This is a genomic window from Micropruina glycogenica (assembly GCF_900289045.1).
Taxonomy (GTDB): Bacteria; Actinomycetota; Actinomycetes; order Propionibacteriales; family Propionibacteriaceae; genus Micropruina; species Micropruina glycogenica.
The window spans coordinates 1,237,097-1,254,280 of record NZ_LT985188.1 but is presented as its reverse complement, the minus strand read 5'-3'; the positions used below and the strand labels follow the sequence as shown (position 1 = coordinate 1,254,280).

Genomic DNA, 17,184 nt, shown 5'->3' with positions numbered 1-17,184 from the left:
CAGCGCATTCTGGTGGTCGACGACGACGTCGCACTCAGCGAGATGTTGCAGTTGGTGCTCGAGGCGGACGGTTTCGACGCCTCGTGGTGCAGTTCGGGCGACGGTGCCGTCGAGGCGTTTCAGCGGCACCAGCCCGATCTGGTGCTGCTCGATCTGATGTTGCCCGGCCGCGACGGCGTGGACGTCTGCCGTGACATCAGGGCCCTTTCAGGTGTGCCGATCGTGATGCTCACCGCCAAATCCGACACCCGCGACGTTGTGCAGGGCCTCGAGGCCGGGGCCGACGACTACGTCGCCAAGCCGTTCAAGGTCAAAGAGTTGCTGGCCCGTATTCGCACCCGGCTGCGCCGGCACGTGCCCACCGAGAACTCGGGCAACCTGGCCATCGGTGACCTGGTGATCAACGTGCCCGAGCACACCGTGCGTCGCGGTTCCGATCTGATCGCGCTCACCCCGCTCGAGTTCGACCTGCTGCTGGCCCTGGCCAGGCGGCCGCGGCAGGCGTTCAGCCGCGAGGTGCTGCTCGAAGAGGTGTGGGGGTACCGACACGCGTCCGACACCAGGCTGGTGAACGTTCACGTGCAGCGGCTGCGCAGCAAGATCGAGCACGACCCCGAACACCCCGAGATCATCGTCACGGTGCGGGGCGTCGGCTACCGGGCCGGGGACACCCGCGAGGCATCATGACCGCCGCGGGCGAGCAGGCACCCGCCCGGCGCACCCCCTGGTCACGATCGCTGCCGTTTCGCGTGGTGGTCACCACCCTGGTGGCGGCCCTGACGATTCTGGCGGCCACCGGTTGGTTTCTGATGGACCAGTCGTCGCGGGGCATCATCGACGGCAAGAAGCAGTCGAGCCTCGCCGAGGCGTCCGTGGTGATCGACGGTATGCAGCGCGACCTGCGCACGCTCAACCTGCGCCAGGCTTCCATCAACGAGGGACTCACCCAGTTGGCACGCGACGCCGCCTACCGCGGCTCGGTGGGTAACCAGTACTACGTGGTGGTGGCCGGCCCGGTCTCTGATATCGGCTCGGCCGGCCTCGACTACGCCAGCGTGCCCGAGTCGCTGCGCCGGGCGGTGGTGGCCGCCGACGGGCTGTACTCGACGCCCACCTCGATCAGCTTCACCGACACCCGTCCGACGGTGCCCGGGCTGGCCATCGGGTCGGCGCTCACCGCGCCGGGCGGCACCCGCTACCCGGTCTACTTTCTGTTCACCAACCAGCCCGAGGCCGAAACCCTGGCCGTGGTGCAGCGCGCCACCGTCGTCGCCGGGTTGATCGTGCTGGTGGGCGTGGTGGCCGTGGTGTGGCTGATCGCACTACAGGTGCTGCGGCCCATTCGCGCGGCCCGGCTGGCCGCTGAACGGTTGGCCGCCGGCCACCTCGACGACCGCATGGCGGTGGTGGGCACCGAAGACCTGGCCAGCCTGGCCCGCTCGATGAACCGCATGGCCGGCGAACTCGACCGCAAGATCACCGAACTCGAAGAGCTGTCGACGGTGCAGCAGCAGTTCGTGTCGGACGTGTCGCACGAGTTGCGCACGCCGCTCACCACCGTGCGCATGGCCGCCGACCTGCTGTATGGCCGGCGACAGGAGTTCGACGCCCTGGCGGCCCGCAGCACGGAGCTGCTGTCGAGCGAGGTCGACCACTTCGAAACCCTGCTCACCGACCTGCTCGAGATCAGCCGGTTCGACGCCGGGGCGGCCGAGCTGAACCTCGACGAGATCGACCTCGGCCAGATCGCCGCCGAAGAGCTGAGGGCGCAGGGCAGGCTGGCCGACACCTACGGCACTCCGTTGGTGCTCGATGCGCCCGAGCCGTGCGTGGCGGAGGTCGACGCGCGGCGGATCCGGCGCATTCTGCGCAACCTCATCACCAACGCCATCGAACACGGCGAGGGCCGCACCATCGTGGTGCACGTGCGCGGCGACGACGCGGCGGTGGCGGTCGCGGTACGCGATCACGGGGTGGGTTTCAGCGCCGCCCAGGCGCACCAGGTGTTCAACCGGTTCTGGCGCGCCGACCCGGCGCGTCGGCGCACCGTCGGCGGCACCGGCCTGGGCCTGTCGATCGCCATGGAGGATGCTCGCCTGCACGGCGGCTGGCTCAACGCGTGGGGACGTCCGGGGCAGGGTGCCCAGTTCAGGCTGACCGTGCCCCGGCGGGCGGGGGAGAGCGTGCTCAGTTCGCCCTGGCCGGTGGTGCCCGACGACGCGGAGGTGCCGGCGTGAGGCGGCCGGTGGCGCTGATCGCCGTGCTGGCCCTGCTGCTGACCGGCTGCGTCAGCGTGCCGACCAGCGGCCCCGTCGAGCGACACGCACCGGCGGCGCAGCAGGCCAATCCGGGGGTTGAGATCGCGCCTGTGCCACCCGCTCAGGGCGCGACTCCGGGCCTGATCGTCGAAGGCTTTCTGCATGCGATGGCCACGTACCAGGCCGGGTACTCGGTGGCGCGCCAGTTTCTGACCGCTGACGCGAGCGAACAGTGGCAGCCCGAAAGCGGCGTCGAGATCTACGCGGCCAGTTCCGCTCCTCAAGTCAGTGACTCGGGCGTGGTGCTCACCGCTTCTTTGGTGGGCCGGTTGGACGCCCAGGGCACCTTCACGCCCGCAGCCGCCAGCACCCCGTACCTGCACGACTTCGGCCTGGTCAGAGACAACGACAACCAGTGGCGCATCTCGCAGCCGCCCCGCGGCCTGCTCATCTCGCAATCGCTGTTCGGCAGCACCTGGGTGCGCTCCGATCTGTGTTTCTGGGACGTCACCGGCACGGTGCTGGTGCCTGATCCCCGGTTCGTGCCCAAGGGCACGGTCGGCATGCAGGCCACCGTCCGCGATCTGCTGGCCGGCCCGTCGACGCTGGCGGCCGCCGCCCTGCGCGCCCCGCTCGAGCAACAACTGGACGTCACCTCGGTGACGCTCTCGGTGAACGGGGTGGCCGAGGTCGACCTCGCCGGGCCCACCGACCTGCTCAGCGCCGAGGCCAAGCGACGGTTGTCGGCAGAGCTGGTCTGGTCGCTCACCTCGCTCGAAGGGGTGACGGCGGTGCGGGTGACCGGCAACGGGTCGGTGTGGAACCTCACCAACAGCACCGGCGAAATGAACACCGGCGACTTCGACGCAGCGGCACCCGCGCTGCCGGCGCAGAGCGATCAGGCGTTTCTGCTCAGCGACGGAGCCATTCACCGGGCCGGGTGGAACGCAGACCCCGCCCAGAGCCAGCCGGTCGGTTCGCTGACCCGGGTGACCGCCATCGCGGCACGGGCCGACGCCCAGGTGGTGGCCGCGATCACCGACGCCGGCAGCCGGTTGCGCACCGTGCCCGTGCGCGAAGGCACGTCACGGGTCGAGCTTGCCGCGCAGGGTATGGCCCTGGTGCGTTGGACCCGGCAGGGCGAGCTACTGGTGGCGCTGGAACGGTCGCGCGGCGTCAGGTTGCGCATGGTGCGTGACGGCCGCGGCGTGTCGGTGAACACCGACGCGCTGCCGATGGGCCGCATCCGGTCGCTGGCGATCGCCCCGGACGGCGTCCGGGTGGCGATGGTCGTCGAAGAGCAGGGCAGGTGGGTGCTGGGTGTCGCGTCGATGGTGCGCGAAACCAACGCCGTCCGCTTCGTGGGTTGGCGGGAGTTGTCGGGCGCCACCTGGGCACCGCCCACGCACCGTCCGGTCGATGTCGGTTGGTCTGGACCGGCCGACCTGATGGTGCTGTTGACGGTGGCGACGGTGCCCCAGGTGGTGAGCGTCGACAGCGAGGGGGCCGTGGCGGCCGATGTCGGGCCGATCGATTCGACCGCGTCGGCGCAACTGGCGGTGGGCAGCGACGGACGGGCCGTTCTGCGCGGCTCGGACGGCCAGACCTGGCGCTTCGTCGACGACTTCGTGTGGGAGGCCTGGATGCCGAAGGTGCAGCAGGTTTCGCTGCCTTGACCTGTGGAGAGCCGTCCACGCACGTCGCCGGCCCGGCATGATCGTTGGGTGGTGGGGTGGCGGGAGTTGGCTGCGGCGGCGGCCGACCTGGCGTGGGGCGGTGCGTGTGCCGCCTGTGGCACGCCGGGGCCGGTGGTGTGCCCCGACTGCGAGTCACGGCTGCGCAGTCTCGCCCCGGCAGCGGTAACGGTGCGCCACGGGGTGCCGCCCACCTACGCGCGCGGCGCCTACGCCGACGACCTGCGTGCGGTGATTCTGGCCTGCAAGGAGCGGCAGGGGCTGGGCCTGGTTCCGGTGCTCGCCGAACTGGTCACCGGCAGCGCGCTGGCTTTGCTGCGCGACCGCTGGGTGGGTGGGCCGGTGCTGGTGGTGCCGGTGCCGTCGGCACGGGCGACGCGCGCGGCGCGCGGGTTCGACCTCACCGGTGCCATGGCCGGCTCGCTGGCCACCTTTCTGCGCCGGCGCTGCGAACTGGACGCCCGGGCGTCCAAGGCGCTGCGGCCGGTGCGCCGAGCGGCCGACCAGGCGGGGCTGACCATCGAGCAGCGGGCGCTCAACCGCCGTTCGAGCCTGGTGGCTCGGGCGGGCCGGCCGGCCCAGGTGCTGGTGGTCGACGATCTGATCACCACTGGGGCCACCCTGGCCGAGGCGTCCCGAGCTCTTCGGCACGCCGGCCACCGCATGATCGGCGCTGCGGTCGTGGCCGCGACGCCACGCACCACATGACGACAGGGGCCCCGATCGAGATCGGGGCCCCTGTGGCCTGCTTGCGTGCGCCGTCCTCCCAGCGGCGCAGACGCGAGTCGATCAGACGGCGGCCAGGCCGCTTTCGCCGGTGCGGACCCTGACGATGTCGTCAACGGGCACCACCCACACCTTGCCGTCGCCGACCTGGCCGGTACGGGCCGCGCCGGCGATGACCTGCACGACCTCTTCGCACTCGGGGTCGTCGACGAGAATCTCGAGGCGCACCTTGGTGATGAAGTCGATGGTGTACTCCTCGCCACGGTAGACCTCGACGTGGCCCCGCTGCCGGCCGTAGCCGGAGACCTCGCTGATGGTCATGCCGCCCACCCCGTGCCGGACGACGGCCTTCATGACCTGCTCCAACACTTCGGGCTGAATGATTGCGGTGATGAGCTTCACTTGCTCGCTCCTGTCGTTTCGGTCTCGGGCAGGTCGTCCTTGGTCAGGAAGAGCGTGCGCTGAACCTTGTTGCTGTAGTAGACCGGGCTGAGGTCGTAGCCGGCCTCGGAATGCTCGACCAGGTCGATGCCGCTGAGCTCGTCGGCGGTGGTGATGCGCCAACCGATGGTGCGCTTGATCAGCATGGCGATCAGGTAGCTGACCACGAAGGCGTAGACCGTGACGGCGATCGCACCGACGGCCTGGCGCCAGAGCTGGTCGACGCCGCCGCCGTAGAACAGGCCCGCCACGCCGGCGGGGCTGTTCGGATCTGCGAACAGGCCGATCAACACCGTGCCGAACAGGCCACCGACGAAGTGGACGCCCACCACGTCGAGCGAGTCGTCGTAGCCGAACTTGTACTTCAGGCCGACGGCGTAGGCGCAAGCCGCGCTGGCGATGCCGCCGACGAAGATCGCACCGACGGGGCTGACCGAGCCGGCTGCGGGGGTGATCGCCACCAGACCGGCCACCACGCCCGAGGCCGCACCGAGCGAGGTCGGGTGACCGTCACGGAAGCGCTCCACCAACAACCAGGCGAGCATGGCGGCCGCGGTGGCCACCAGGGTGTTCACCCACGCCACCGAGGCGGTGGTGCCCGCACTGAGGGCCGAGCCGGCGTTGAAGCCGAACCAGCCGAACCACAGCAGGCCGGCACCGAGCATCACCAGGGTCATGTTGTGCGGCCGCATCGGCTTGGTGCCGAAGCCGATCCGGGGGCCGAGCACGAGTGCGAGGGCCAGACCCGAGATACCGGCGTTGATGTGAATCGCGGTGCCACCGGCGAAGTCGAGGGCGCCGAGCCAGTTGGCGATCCAGCCGCCGTGCTCACCGGTGAAGCCGTCGAAGCTGAACACCCAGCCGGCCACGGGGAAGTAGACCAGAATGCCCCACAGCACGGTGAACAGCGTCCAGCCGCCGAACGACGCGCGGTCGGCGATCGCACCCGACACCAGGGCGACCGCGATGATGGCGAAGCAGGCCTGGAAGGCCACGAACGCCATGGCCGGCAACGAGCCCGCGACCGCGTCGGGGCTCATCAGGCCCTGCAGGCCGAAGTACTGGAACGGGTTGCCGAGGATGCCGAAGAACGTCGGGCCCTCGTCTCGGGTTGCGCCGAGCTCGAAGCCGATCGAGTCGCCGAACGCCATGCTGTAGCCGAAGAGCACCCACAGGACGCCGATCGTGCCCATGCTGATGAAGCTCATCATCATCATGTTGAGAACGCTCTTGGCCCTGACCATGCCACCGTAGAAGAAGGCGAGACCGGGGGTCATCAACAGCACCAGAGCGGCGGCGGTGAGAACCCAGGCGGTGTCGCCGGAGTTGATTTCAAGCATTGTCATGGCAGAACCTTCGGTGATCGGTGTTTCCGAGGCGTTCGAACTGGGTTACGCGTGGATTGCGCGGTGTTACAGCTCTGTTGCGCCCGCTCCAGTTGCGACACAGCCGGCACCCTGGCAAAGCACAGGCAGGCTGAGTAGGGTCGAGGCATGGCGTCAGGCTGTGCTCCCGCTACGCGGGAGTAGCTTGGCGCTTTTGCGTTTCGCCCGCTCGCCCGAGCGGGCGCGATCGACCAAGGAGGTTCCTGTGGACGTTCTCGTCACCGGCCGGCACTGCCAGATCACCGATGACTTTCGCACCCATGTGGGCGAACGGCTGAGTGGGGTCGAGAAACTGCGCGACCGAGTGATTCGGGTCGAGGTGCAGGTCTCTGCCAATCCACACGCCAGGCAACCCGACCAGGCCACCACCGTCGAGATCACCCTGCGTAGCCGGGGCCCCGTGGTGCGGGCCGAGGCCAGCGCCGATGAGAAGTTGATCGCCTTCGAGCATGCGCTCGACCGGCTCAAGTCGCAGTTGCGCCGCGCCGCCGACCGACGCAAGGTGCATCGCGGCCTGCGCGCCGGCCAGCAGTTCGGCGAGCAGCCGCTGCCGCCGGTGACGACGCCGGACGACGAGGACCGCCCCGAGATTCGCAAGATCGCCGGCCTCGAGGTGCACGGCGACGGCCCGCTGGTGGTGCGCGAGAAGCTGTTCAAGGCCACCCCGCTCACACTGGCCCAGGCGCTGGACGAGATGGAACTGGTCGGCCACGACTTCTTTCTCTACGTCGACGCCGACACCGGAGCGCCCAGTGCGGTCTACCGACGCAGGGCCTACGACTACGGCGTGATCCACCTCGAGCTCGATCGGCCGGGGGAGCAGAGCGCCTGAACCGAACCTGTCGGTGGCGGGCGCTAGCGTTCGCCCCATGCCACGACTGACTCTGGCCCAGGCCCGCCGCATCGCGCTGGCTGCGCAGGGCTTCGGCCGACCACGGCCGTCCGGTGCGGTCACCATGCGTCACGTACAGCAGGTGATCGACCGGGTGGGCCAGTTTCAGATCGATTCGGTCAACGTCGCCGTCCGAGCCCATTACATGCCGTTGTTCAGCCGGCTGGGGCCTTACGATCGCGGCCTGCTCGACGGGGCCGCCGGTCGCGGGCCGCGCAGATTGTTCGAGTACTGGGCGCACGCGGCCTGCCTGCTCGACGTGCGGCTGCAACCCGCTCTGCGCATGGCCATGCGTCGGCGAGCCGATCGCGAACGCACCGCACTCAGCCGCATTCTCACGGCCAAACCGCAGTTGCTCGACCGCGTACTCGACGACGTGAGCGGCAACGGTCCGCTGAGCGCCCGTCAGATCGAGAACGACGAGGTGCGCAGCCGCGTCGACTGGGGGTGGAACTGGTCCGAGGCGAAGTACGTGCTCGAGTACCTGTTCGACTCGGGCGTGGTGGGTGTGGCGCGGCGCAACAGCGCCTTCGAGCGGTTGTACGACCTCAACGAACGCGTGCTGCCGGGGTCGGTGCTGGGCTTGCCCGACCCGTCCGACGACGAGTCGTACGACACCCTGGTGGCACGCTCGGCGCAGGCACTGGGGGTGGCCGACGCCAAGGCGCTGGTCGACTACTTCTACCTCAAGGGGCCCGAGGGCGCGGCCGCGATCGCACGGCTGGCCGAACGTGGTGACCTCGAACCGGTAACGGTGGCCGGGCTGCCGCAGCAGTTCTGGCTGCACGCCGCGGCGAAGCGGCCGCGGGCGGTGCCGGGCCAGGCGTTGATCGCCCCGTTCGACACGCTGGTGCACCATCGCCCACGGGTGCTGCAACTGTTCGACGTGCACTACCGCATCGAGATCTACACCCCCGCCGCCAAGCGCACCTACGGCTACTACGTGTATCTGTTTCTGGCCGACGACCAGATCGTTGCTCGCGTCGACCTCAAGGCCGACCGGGTGGGCAGCGACGCCCTCTTGGTGCAGTCGGCGTGGCTCGAACCGCACGCCGAGTCACGACGTGCCGAGGTGGCGGCGCGGCTGGCCGACGAATTGGCCCTGATGGCGAACTGGCTCGAGGTGTCGGGTGTGCAGGTGCTGCCGAAGGGCAACCTGGCCGGCGACTTGGCGGCCGCGATTCCGCCCGACGGCTGAATCGACGGTGCTGCTCAACCGGCAGTGAGGGCCCACTCCACGTCAGGCAGCCGAGTGCACCGCCCGCGCCACGTCGTCGTCGGCGGTGAGTTCGATCACCGAGATGTCGGGCAGGTCGCGTTGCACCCTGGTCAGCACGTCGTGCCCCTTGCCGCTGTGCGACGCCGGATTGACCACCATGGTCAGCCCGGCACCGGTCGGACGGGGTTCGGCCGGCACCAGCGGCCGGCGTGGGTGCAGCCGACCGGGGGCGTCCGCGGGTGGCACCAGCCGCCCTCCGATCGACGCCTCGGTGGCGCCGAGCACGAAACCGGCCGCGACGTCCGACGGGTAGTGGGCACCGGTCGCCACCCGCGAGAAGCCCACCAGGCCGGCCAGCGTGGCCAAGGGCACGCGCAGCGCGGGTATCTCGAGTGCCACCGCGCTCGCGAAGGCGGCCGCACTGGCCGCGTGACCGCTGGGAAACGAGGTCGAGGTGGGAATGCGCCCGGCGATGCGCGCGAGCGGTACCCGCAGCAGCGATGGGCGTGGCCGCCGGTTCAACCGTTTGGCCACCTGGTTGGCTATCAGGCCGGTGGCGGCCAGGGTGGTGATACCGCGGCCGGCGGCTCGCCGGGCCCGAGGCGAGCCGGTGAGGGTGAGCACGGCGGCCGGCCCCACCCACAGCTTGGAGTTGTCGGCCAGGCCGGTCAGCCGAGGCATGGCCCAGTCGAGCTACTGGCTGTGGGTGTCGGCGACGGATTCGTAGAGCGACACGTCGAGATCGTCGATCTTGCGGCGCAGCGTGTCGAGCCGACGGTGGGGGGTGGTCACGGCTACCTCGATCCCGACGGGCCGTCGCCCGTCGTGAGCCCCGACCCTGGGTGCAGCGTCAGTGACCAGGCAATCCCCGGCGTCAGGTGGGCACGGGGGAGTGGAGAGGCGCCCGTCCGTACCGCGGGGGGCGTGCCCGCCGGGGCCTGCGTGAAGGCACTACGATGGCTGGGAATGTCATCGACCAGGGAGTGTTGAAACCACCGTGGGTGTTCTGGACAAGCTGCTCAACATGGGCGACGGGCGCAAGCTCAAAGAACTGCGCAAGGTTGCCGATCAGGTGGCCATGATCGAGCCCGACTACGAGGCGATGACCGACGACGAATTGCGCGGCCAGACCGACGAGTTTCGCAAGCGGCTCGATGACGGCGAGTCGCTCGACGACATTCTGCCCGAGGCGTTCGCCACCGTGCGTGAGGCCACCAGGCGGGTGCTCGGCAAGCGGCCCTACGACGTGCAGGTGATGGGCGGCGTCGCCCTGCACCGCGCCAACATCGCCGAGATGAAGACCGGTGAGGGCAAGACCATCGTCGCGCTGATGCCGTCGTACCTGAACGCGCTCACGGGCGAGGGCGTGCACATCGTCACCGTCAACGACTACCTGGCCAAGTACCAGTCGGAGCAGATGGGCCGCGTGCATCACTTTCTCGGCCTCTCGGTCGGCGTGATCCTGGCCCAGATGACCCCTGCCGAGCGGCGCAAGCAGTACGCCGCCGACATCACCTACGGCACCAACAACGAGTTCGGCTTCGACTACCTGCGCGACAACATGGCGCTGAGCCTCGACGACTGCGTGCAGCGCGGTCATCACTACGCCATCGTCGACGAGGTCGACTCGATTCTGGTGGACGAGGCGCGCACCCCGCTGATCATCTCGGGCCCCGCCGAAGACAACCACGACTGGTACCCCGAGTTCGCCAAGATCGCCACCAAGCTGGTCAAAGACACCCACTACGAGGTCGACGAGAAGAAGCGCACGGTGTCGATTCTCGAAGCCGGCATCACCGAGGTCGAAAACCGGCTGGGCATCGAGAACCTGTACGAGAGCGCCAACACGCCGCTGATCAGCTACTTGAACAACGCGATCAAGGCCAAGGAGTTGTTCAAACGCGACAAGGACTACGTGATCCTCGACGGCGAGGTGCTGATCGTCGACGAGCACACCGGTCGCACCCTGATCGGACGCCGCTACAACGAGGGCCTGCACCAGGCCCTGGAGGCCAAAGAGGGTGTCGAGATCAAGGACGAGTACCAGACGCTCGCCACGATCACGTTGCAGAACTACTTCCGCATGTACGACAAGCTCGCCGGCATGACCGGTACGGCCAAGACCGAAGAGAGCGAGTTCCAGAAGATCTACGGCCTGGGTGTGCTGCCCATTCCCACCAACAAGCCGATGATCCGCACCGACGAGAAGGATCTGATCTACCGCACTGAAGAGGCCAAGTTCGACGCGGTGGTCGAAGACGTGGTCGAGCGGCACGAGAAGGGCCAGCCGGTGCTGATCGGCACCGCGTCGGTGGCCAAGTCAGAGCTGCTGAGCAAGGCGCTGAAGAAGGCGGGCGTCAAGCACGAGGTGCTGAACGCCAAGAACCATGCCCGTGAGGCCGCGATCATCGCCCTGGCCGGACGCAAGGGTGCCGTCACCGTCGCCACCAACATGGCCGGCCGCGGCACCGACATCATTCTGGGCGGCAACTCAGAGTTCATGGCTGATGCCCAACTGCGGGCCAAGGGGCTGGACCCCGTCGAGCACGCCGACGAGTACGAAGAGGCCTGGGGCCCGGTGCTCAAAGAGCTCGACGAGCAGGTCGCGGCCGAGCACGAAGAGGTGGTCGAACTGGGCGGCCTCTACGTGGTCGGCTCCGAGCGGCACGAATCCAGGCGCATCGACAACCAGTTGCGCGGCCGGTCGGGCCGGCAGGGCGACCCGGGTGAGAGCCGGTTCTACCTGAGCCTGCAAGACGATCTGATGCGGCTGTTCAAGTCCGACATCATCAACTGGGTCATGCAGGCGCTCAAGGTGCCCGACGACGTGCCGATCGAGAACAAGCGCGTCAGCTCGTCCATTCAGCAGGCGCAAGAGCAGGTCGAGGCGCAGAACTTCGAGATGCGCAAGAACGTGCTCAAATACGACGACGTGATGAACCGGCAGCGGCATGCCATCTACGGCGACCGACGGCTGGTGCTCGAGGGCGCCGACGTCGAGACCCAGCTGCGCGGCACCGTCGATTCGGTGGTCGAGCAGTACGTGCGCGGTGCTACCGAGGGCTTCGTCGAAGACTGGGACCTGGAGCAGCTCTGGACCCAGATGGGAACCCTGTACCCGGTGGGGTTGAAGCGTGAGGACTATGAGGGGGTCGACCTGACCGCCGACGAACTGGTCGAGGACTTCAAGGCCGACGCGCAAGCGGCCTACGACAAGCGCGAGGAACAGCTCGGCGAAGAGACGATGCGTGAGTTGGAGCGCCAGGTGCTGCTCACGGTGCTCGACCGCAAGTGGCGCGAGCACCTGTACGAGATGGACTACCTGCGCGAGGGCATCGGCCTGCGCGCGATGGCTCAGCGCGACCCGCTGGTGGAGTACCAGCGCGAGGGCGGCACCATGTTCAACGCCATGATGGAGGCGTTCATGGAAGAGGTGGTCGGCTTCTTGTTCAACCTCGAGGTCAAGGTGCAGCAGCCGGTCGGGCTGGTGCCCGATGCGTCCGGCAAGGCGGTGCCGATGTCGGCCGAGGTATTGGACGAGTTGATCGCCTCGGGGCCCGACGCCGACGCTGTCGGCCAGTTGATCGCCGACATCGACGACGAGCCGGAGCAGAGCCCCGCAGCGGCGCAGGCCAAGGCGCGTCCGGTGGTGAAGGCCAAGGGGTTGGGCGAGCGGCGGCAGAGCGCGGTGAGCTACTCGGCGCCGTCCGAGACGGGCGAGGCCACCAAGAGCGGCACTGACAAGGCCGACGACCCGTACGCGGGGGTGGGCCGCAATGCGCCGTGCCCGTGCGGGTCGGGAAAGAAGTACAAGATGTGCCACGGGCGGCGTTGAGCTGTCCGCACGGCTTGGTGTTGAACTCCTCATGTGAGTCGGGTGCGGAAGTCGTGGAGTGGGGCAGCCCCTGTCCCGTCCTTGCTGAACTGCTCGGGTATTGCCTCGCAGTGCGCAAACGCCCGAGCACGCCCTGACAGGGGCGGCCCCACTCCGCTTCACTCTGTCTCGGGTGTGGGCTGAGACCCTGCACGGCGGTCGAGCGTGGCGAGACCGATACCTCAGCTGCTTCGCAAGACCACCGCGGGGTCGAGTGCCAGTTCGAGCGCACACATCCGCCAGCGACCGTCCGAACGGGTGAAGCACAGGGCCGCTGCCACCGAACGGTGGTCGTCACGCAGCCGGGCCGCCGCCTCGATCACGTGATCGGCAGGCTGTTGCAGGTGTAGCGAAGCCAGGCTAAGGGCCGGCAGCAACCGGGCGCCGCGTAGATGGCCGACCAGGTCATACACCGGCGCCCGCAGGTGTGCCTCCAAGTGCTCCAGAGCACGACGGCCACAGAGCACCTCGATCACTGCGTTGGTCAGTTGCGACACGATGCGTTGCACGCGCGGCGCGATGTCGACGGATTCGGCAACCTGCTCGACGCTCGTCGGCCACGGCAGCAGTGGCGCCTGAACAGGTTCGAGCAGCACCGGTTCGACCAGCCGGACGGCCGGCGCCAGCACCATGGGAGCGCGCGTGGGCCTGATCGCAGAGTTCATGGCCTACACCCTGACCCACGCCGCCGGCAGAACTCGGGCTCAAGGGGGTCAGCACGCCAAATCTGTGGACAACTCCGGTCTGAGATCCCGGCGTTCGCCGGGATGACGAAAGAAGCTCCGCCATCCAAGCGCACGCCCTGGGCCGCCCCGTCATCCCGGCGCACGCCGGGATCCCCAGCCGCAACTGGGCGGGCCGTTTCGAGATGCCGCCCACGCCGTCATCCCGGCGCACGCCGGGATCTCCAGCGCAACCAGGCGGGCGCCGTTCGGAGATGCCGCCCACGCCGGTCATCCCGGCGCACGCCGGGATCTTCAGCGCAACCAGCGATCAGGGCGAGAACAGCAGCACGAGCCCGGCCACCGTGTAACCGACCATCAGCATCAGCATGGGCAGTTGACCGACGATCACCCGGCGTCCGTTCAGGGCCACCAGCGAGCGATCGTGGGCGATCAGGACGCCCAGCAGATGGCCGAGCACGATCGCGCAGAGCTGGATGATCGCAACCGGCTGCGGGTAGTCGAAGATGCCCGTGTTCACGCCCAGTTCGGCGGTGCCGAAGACGTTCCAACCCAGGCCGAGCGGATCGGAGGCCAGAATCGCCGTCCGCTGCCCCTCGAGAACCAGCAGGCTCAGGTAGTGCGCGAAGTTGTAGCCCACCACGATCGGCACCAGGCTCGCCGCCAACCGGTTCGTCCAGCCGGCCGCCGTCGCGCGCGCGGCCAGGGCGAATGCGCCGCCGACGAGCACGGTCATGCCCACCAGGCCAAGAGTGCCCCAGAGTGTGCGGGGGAGCGTCGAGGTCTGTACCCACCCCACCCACACTGTGGTGTTGGTGAAGCTGTCGTAGGCGGTGATGCCCAACAAGGTCGCCGTCACCGCGGCGGTGCCACGGGGCACCGGTGCGGTGCACGCGTGACGCAACGGGTTCACCAGGTGCAGCACGCCGTCCACCCGTTGCCAGGGTGACAGGGTGGCGATGCGTTCGGCGAACACCTCGAAGGGATCGAAGGCCGACACCCACCGTTCACCGAAGATCAGCGAGCCGCCCACGGCGCCCACGAACCAGGCGACGGCCCACCAGCGCAGCACCGGCAAGGTGTTGTTGCCGGGTTGTACGAGTTCGAGCCAGGCGAACCCCAGCAGCGTCACCACACCGGGCGTGATGCCCACGCGCTGCCAGGCCGCCTCGCTGAGCGGCCGCAGCGGGCCACGCGGCGCCAGAACCAGCCGGGCGAGGGTGCGCAACGGGTTGGTCAGCCGCCAGATCGACCCGAAGAGCAGCGACACGGGCACCAGTCCCACCCAGAGCCACACGAACACGAAGCCGAACACCGGGTTGGTCACGCGGTCCTGGCCGAACCAGAGCGCCAGTGCCATCCAGCCGTACAGCGCCAGGGCCAGCAGACGCGCCAACGCCCGCGTGACGGGGGCGTCCACCATGCGGGTCAGCCCAGGCAGGGCCAACCCGGCCTGCGCGGTGAAGCGCGGACGACGCCACGCCAGCACCAGGGCCCCGAACGACAGCAGCAGCGCCAGGGCAGCCCCGAGCAGCACCAGTTCGAAGGGCAGCGGCAGGTCTTGGCGAGAACCCAGCCCGTGCAGCGGCAGGATCACCGGATCTGCAGCACGACGATCAGCAGCTCGGGGTGGTGCGACTCGACCTCGAAACGCCCGGTGCGGTCGGCGGTCATCGGCACGCGCACATGCTGCCCGGCGCTCACCTCGATGCCTTTGTCGAAGCCGTGCACATGAACCTCGTCGTCACGATCGGAAGTGATGTCGAGCACGAACTGGTCGCCCTGGTTGAGGTCGACCCGGTCGCCGTTGGGCGACACCTTGCCGTCCTTGAGTTGAATCTCGATCGTGGTGACGGCGGGGGAGGCGGACGCCGACACCGTGTCGGCGGGAGTGGTGGACGGCGTCGGTGCGGGAGCGACGGACGAGGCAGTGGTCGACGCGCCGGGCGACCCGGACGGGCCCGCGGCAGGCTGAACGCTGCACCCGGCGAGTAGCAGAACGATGGCGACGAGGGGAAGCAGGCGAGCCACGTCCCGATTCTCGCACGTGACCCAAGTCAGCACCGGGTACGGCACATAGGCTGGGCGGGGTACGCATCGCTCGCCCGACCACTTGGTGCTCGCCCACCTGCGCGAGCGGCACGTAGTGAGGCGAGCGACGACAGGCGGGAGGATCACGATGGCCGATGCGGTCAGCATGAACGAGGCACTGCTGCTGGCGCGCGATCAGCCGGCGCAGCCGTGGCATCAGTTGAGCGTGCTGATCGTGGACGGCCCCGCGCCGGCTGCGGAGCAACTCGGTCTGTTGATCGAGCAGCGCATCGCCTACTCGCCCAGGTTTCGGCAGAAGCTGGCCGGCACCGGCCTGCAGTCGTGGGTGGACGACCGCGGCTTTCGGGTGAGCGGTCACCTGATGACGCAGCGGGCCGCGGGACGCCTCGAAGACCGGCTGGCTGCTCTGCTCGCCGAGCCGTTGGAGCGGCTGCACCCCTTGTGGGACGCCACGATAATCGACGGCCTGCCGGGTCCGCGTTGGGCGTTGGCGGTGCGTGCCCACCCTGGCCTGGTGGACGGCGGTGACCACGTGCACCTACTGCACGAGCTGCTCGATGAGCAACCCACGCTGATCGAGGGCGACGCTCCGCGATGGGAGCCGGCTGTCGATGAGCCGCGTGGGTTCGGCAGCCTGTTGCGCAACGTGACCGATCCGCTGCAGAGCCTGCGCGAGGCGGCCGCGGGCCTGGGCGGCCTGGCCGAACAGGGCCTGCGGCAGGTGAGCACCGAGACCACGCCCCGCCACGTGGCGGCCGTCGAGTTCGACCTGGCTGATCTCGAACGCGCCGCCCATGCGCACGGGGTCAGGGTGCACGACATCGTGGTGGCCATGGTCACCGCGGCCGTGCGCGGCGCCCAGCTCGACGCCGGCACCGACCTGCACGACCCAGTGGCGCTGGTGCCGTTGGCCGTGGACGACGACGGCGCCAGCGCGATGGGTTGCCTGGTGGCGCCCCAGTTCGTGTCGTTGCCGGTGACCGCCACAACCGCCGCAGAACGGCTGGCCGCCATCGCCACGCTGACTCAGGCACGGGTCGATTCCGAGCGGCTCGTCGAAGCCCGCGAGCTGGTCGAGGTGGCCGGCTTCGCGCCCCCCACGATGCACGCGGTGGCCACCGGTTTGGTGACGACCGGACGACCGCACGAGGTCTTGCTGGTCAACGTGCCCGGCCCGGCGTCCGCTCGGTGGCTGGGTGAGCAGCGGGTGCGGGCCCTGCATGCCTTCGAATCCACGGTCGACGATCAGGTGATCAGCGTGGGCGTCACCAGCCTCGACGGCCGGGTCAGCTTCGCCGCCACGGCGACGACGCCACTGCCGAGCTTCGCCCGCAACGCAGCAGATGAGCTCGGTGTGCTGAATCGAGCGGGGAAGTGATGCTGGTTTTCATACCTCTCACGCAGGCGCAGTTGTCGAGCTGGGTCGAGGGCGGTTCCTTTGCCCCGAAGCAGGCGTTCGGCGTGACGAACTCGCTACGGCAGGCGTTCGGGTTCACCCCTGCAGACGACGAGGAAGCTGAGCACACGGCAATGCACATTGCGGGCCTCTCGGGTCTGCTGAGTTCTGGACGCCGCCTGGTGGCGGTGGCCGAGGCGTCCGCCCGGGCGGTCGCGGGATCTGAGTTCGGCGAAGTCGAGGCCGGCGCCGTGCCGTGGAGCGCCGTGAACGCCCTGTTCGCCGACGACGCGTCCGGCGCCGCCACGGCGGCGGCACTCGATCGCCCCCATGCCTCGCTGTCTGACGCGTGGGACGATCCAGCGATAGCCGACCTGCTGGCGTCTCACGAGTTGTTGTGGCATGGCCCGTCCGAATGGGCGGGTCTGGTGGCCGGCTGATCACGGTCTTCGATCCGGCTCGTGGGTCGGGCTTGTCGAACCTCAAGCGAAAGCGAGAGACCCCGCGTTCGCCGGCGTAACGGCTTGAAGCTTCAAACGGCGGCCTGCACGTTCTGGCGTGATT

General features: G+C 68.9%; 15 protein-coding genes. 9 read left to right on the top strand and 6 right to left on the bottom strand.

The genetic code is table 11. The features are described 5' to 3' along the window. Nucleotides 1–42 precede the first annotated feature (42 nt). From mtrA to MPLG2_RS05800, 4 genes are read left to right on the top strand one after another with little or no spacing between them, the layout of a single operon-like run. Nucleotides 43–687: an MtrAB system response regulator MtrA gene (gene mtrA / locus MPLG2_RS05815; RefSeq protein WP_197710152.1), complete on the top strand. Its 645-nt coding sequence runs from the start codon at nt 43–45 to the stop codon at nt 685–687. Next, nucleotides 684–2,237, top strand: coding sequence for an MtrAB system histidine kinase MtrB (gene mtrB, locus MPLG2_RS05810; protein ID WP_173909605.1), 1,554 nt, complete (start codon nt 684–686; stop codon nt 2,235–2,237). The genes mtrA and mtrB overlap by 4 nt, the downstream gene beginning before the upstream one ends. After that, nucleotides 2,234–3,934, top strand: coding sequence for a GerMN domain-containing protein (locus MPLG2_RS05805; RefSeq protein WP_158680910.1), 1,701 nt, complete (start codon nt 2,234–2,236; stop codon nt 3,932–3,934). The genes mtrB and MPLG2_RS05805 overlap by 4 nt, the downstream gene beginning before the upstream one ends. Before the next feature lie 48 nt (nt 3,935–3,982). Beyond that, a complete protein-coding gene (locus MPLG2_RS05800) occupies nt 3,983–4,660 on the top strand; it encodes a ComF family protein (protein ID WP_105185325.1) in 678 nt (225 codons plus the stop codon). A gap of 81 nt (nt 4,661–4,741) precedes the next feature. Here MPLG2_RS05800 and MPLG2_RS05795 read toward each other — a convergent pair whose 3' ends face one another. Next, nucleotides 4,742–5,080: a P-II family nitrogen regulator gene (locus MPLG2_RS05795; RefSeq protein WP_105185324.1), complete on the bottom strand. Its 339-nt coding sequence runs from the start codon at nt 5,078–5,080 to the stop codon at nt 4,742–4,744. Then, nucleotides 5,077–6,465, bottom strand: a complete 1,389-nt coding sequence (locus MPLG2_RS05790; RefSeq protein ID WP_105185323.1) for an ammonium transporter — start codon at nt 6,463–6,465, stop codon at nt 5,077–5,079. The genes MPLG2_RS05795 and MPLG2_RS05790 overlap by 4 nt, the downstream gene beginning before the upstream one ends. A 244-nt stretch (nt 6,466–6,709) precedes the next feature. On the opposite strand from MPLG2_RS05790, the gene hpf reads away from it, so the two are divergent. Together hpf and MPLG2_RS05780 are read left to right on the top strand one after the other, a co-directional pair. Beyond that, the gene (gene hpf, locus MPLG2_RS05785) at nt 6,710–7,336 is read left to right on the top strand and encodes a ribosome hibernation-promoting factor, HPF/YfiA family (RefSeq protein ID WP_231935844.1); all 627 of its coding nucleotides are present in this window, start codon (nt 6,710–6,712) and stop codon (nt 7,334–7,336) included. 37 nt (nt 7,337–7,373) lie between these two features. Then, nucleotides 7,374–8,594, top strand: coding sequence for a winged helix-turn-helix domain-containing protein (locus tag MPLG2_RS05780; protein WP_105185321.1), 1,221 nt, complete (start codon nt 7,374–7,376; stop codon nt 8,592–8,594). Between the two features lie 42 nt (nt 8,595–8,636). Here the strand turns inward: MPLG2_RS05780 and MPLG2_RS05775 are convergent, their stop codons facing one another. Next, the gene (locus MPLG2_RS05775) at nt 8,637–9,296 is read right to left on the bottom strand and encodes a phosphatase PAP2 family protein (protein ID WP_105185320.1); all 660 of its coding nucleotides are present in this window, start codon (nt 9,294–9,296) and stop codon (nt 8,637–8,639) included. Between the two features lie 316 nt (nt 9,297–9,612). Here MPLG2_RS05775 and secA point away from each other — a divergent pair, with 316 nt between their 5' ends. Beyond that, nucleotides 9,613–12,450: a preprotein translocase subunit SecA gene (gene secA, locus MPLG2_RS05770; RefSeq protein ID WP_456299260.1), complete on the top strand. Its 2,838-nt coding sequence runs from the start codon at nt 9,613–9,615 to the stop codon at nt 12,448–12,450. Between the two features lie 221 nt (nt 12,451–12,671). On the opposite strand, the gene MPLG2_RS05765 is transcribed toward secA, so the two are convergent. The 3 genes from MPLG2_RS05765 to MPLG2_RS05755 all read right to left on the bottom strand — a co-directional run bounded on the left by MPLG2_RS05765 (nt 12,672) and on the right by MPLG2_RS05755 (nt 15,203). Beyond that, nucleotides 12,672–13,154 carry an Rv3235 family protein gene (locus tag MPLG2_RS05765; RefSeq protein WP_158680909.1) on the bottom strand — a complete coding sequence of 161 codons (483 nt, stop codon included), beginning with the start codon at nt 13,152–13,154 and terminating at the stop codon, nt 12,672–12,674. 328 nt (nt 13,155–13,482) lie between these two features. After that, on the bottom strand, nt 13,483–14,769 hold the full coding sequence (locus MPLG2_RS05760; RefSeq protein ID WP_231935843.1) for a hypothetical protein: 1,287 nt from the start codon (nt 14,767–14,769) through the stop codon (nt 13,483–13,485). Continuing rightward, nucleotides 14,766–15,203 (bottom strand): hypothetical protein, encoded by a 438-nt coding sequence (locus MPLG2_RS05755; protein ID WP_158680908.1) that lies wholly within the window; start codon nt 15,201–15,203, stop codon nt 14,766–14,768. The genes MPLG2_RS05760 and MPLG2_RS05755 overlap by 4 nt, the downstream gene beginning before the upstream one ends. A 166-nt stretch (nt 15,204–15,369) precedes the next feature. On the opposite strand from MPLG2_RS05755, the gene MPLG2_RS05750 reads away from it, so the two are divergent. Next, the gene (locus tag MPLG2_RS05750; protein WP_158680907.1) at nt 15,370–16,602 is read left to right on the top strand and encodes a wax ester/triacylglycerol synthase domain-containing protein; all 1,233 of its coding nucleotides are present in this window, start codon (nt 15,370–15,372) and stop codon (nt 16,600–16,602) included. Further along, on the top strand, nt 16,602–17,060 hold the full coding sequence (locus tag MPLG2_RS05745) for a DUF6912 family protein (protein WP_105185316.1): 459 nt from the start codon (nt 16,602–16,604) through the stop codon (nt 17,058–17,060). Before MPLG2_RS05750 ends, MPLG2_RS05745 begins: the two co-directional genes overlap by 1 nt. The last annotated feature ends 124 nt before the right edge of the window (nt 17,061–17,184 follow it).

Coding starts and splice junctions, on each gene's coding strand:
- mtrA (WP_197710152.1), top strand. CDS start 43: ATGTTGCAGTTGGTGCTCGAGGCGGACGGTTTCGACGCCTCGTGGTGC.
- MPLG2_RS05745 (WP_105185316.1), top strand. CDS start 16,602: ATGCTGGTTTTCATACCTCTCACGCAGGCGCAGTTGTCGAGCTGGGTC.
- MPLG2_RS05790 (WP_105185323.1), bottom strand. CDS start 6,465: ATGACAATGCTTGAAATCAACTCCGGCGACACCGCCTGGGTTCTCACC.
- MPLG2_RS05780 (WP_105185321.1), top strand. CDS start 7,374: ATGCCACGACTGACTCTGGCCCAGGCCCGCCGCATCGCGCTGGCTGCG.
- MPLG2_RS05765 (WP_158680909.1), bottom strand. CDS start 13,154: ATGAACTCTGCGATCAGGCCCACGCGCGCTCCCATGGTGCTGGCGCCG.
- MPLG2_RS05775 (WP_105185320.1), bottom strand. CDS start 9,296: ATGCCTCGGCTGACCGGCCTGGCCGACAACTCCAAGCTGTGGGTGGGG.
- mtrB (WP_173909605.1), top strand. CDS start 684: ATGACCGCCGCGGGCGAGCAGGCACCCGCCCGGCGCACCCCCTGGTCA.
- MPLG2_RS05750 (WP_158680907.1), top strand. CDS start 15,370: ATGAACGAGGCACTGCTGCTGGCGCGCGATCAGCCGGCGCAGCCGTGG.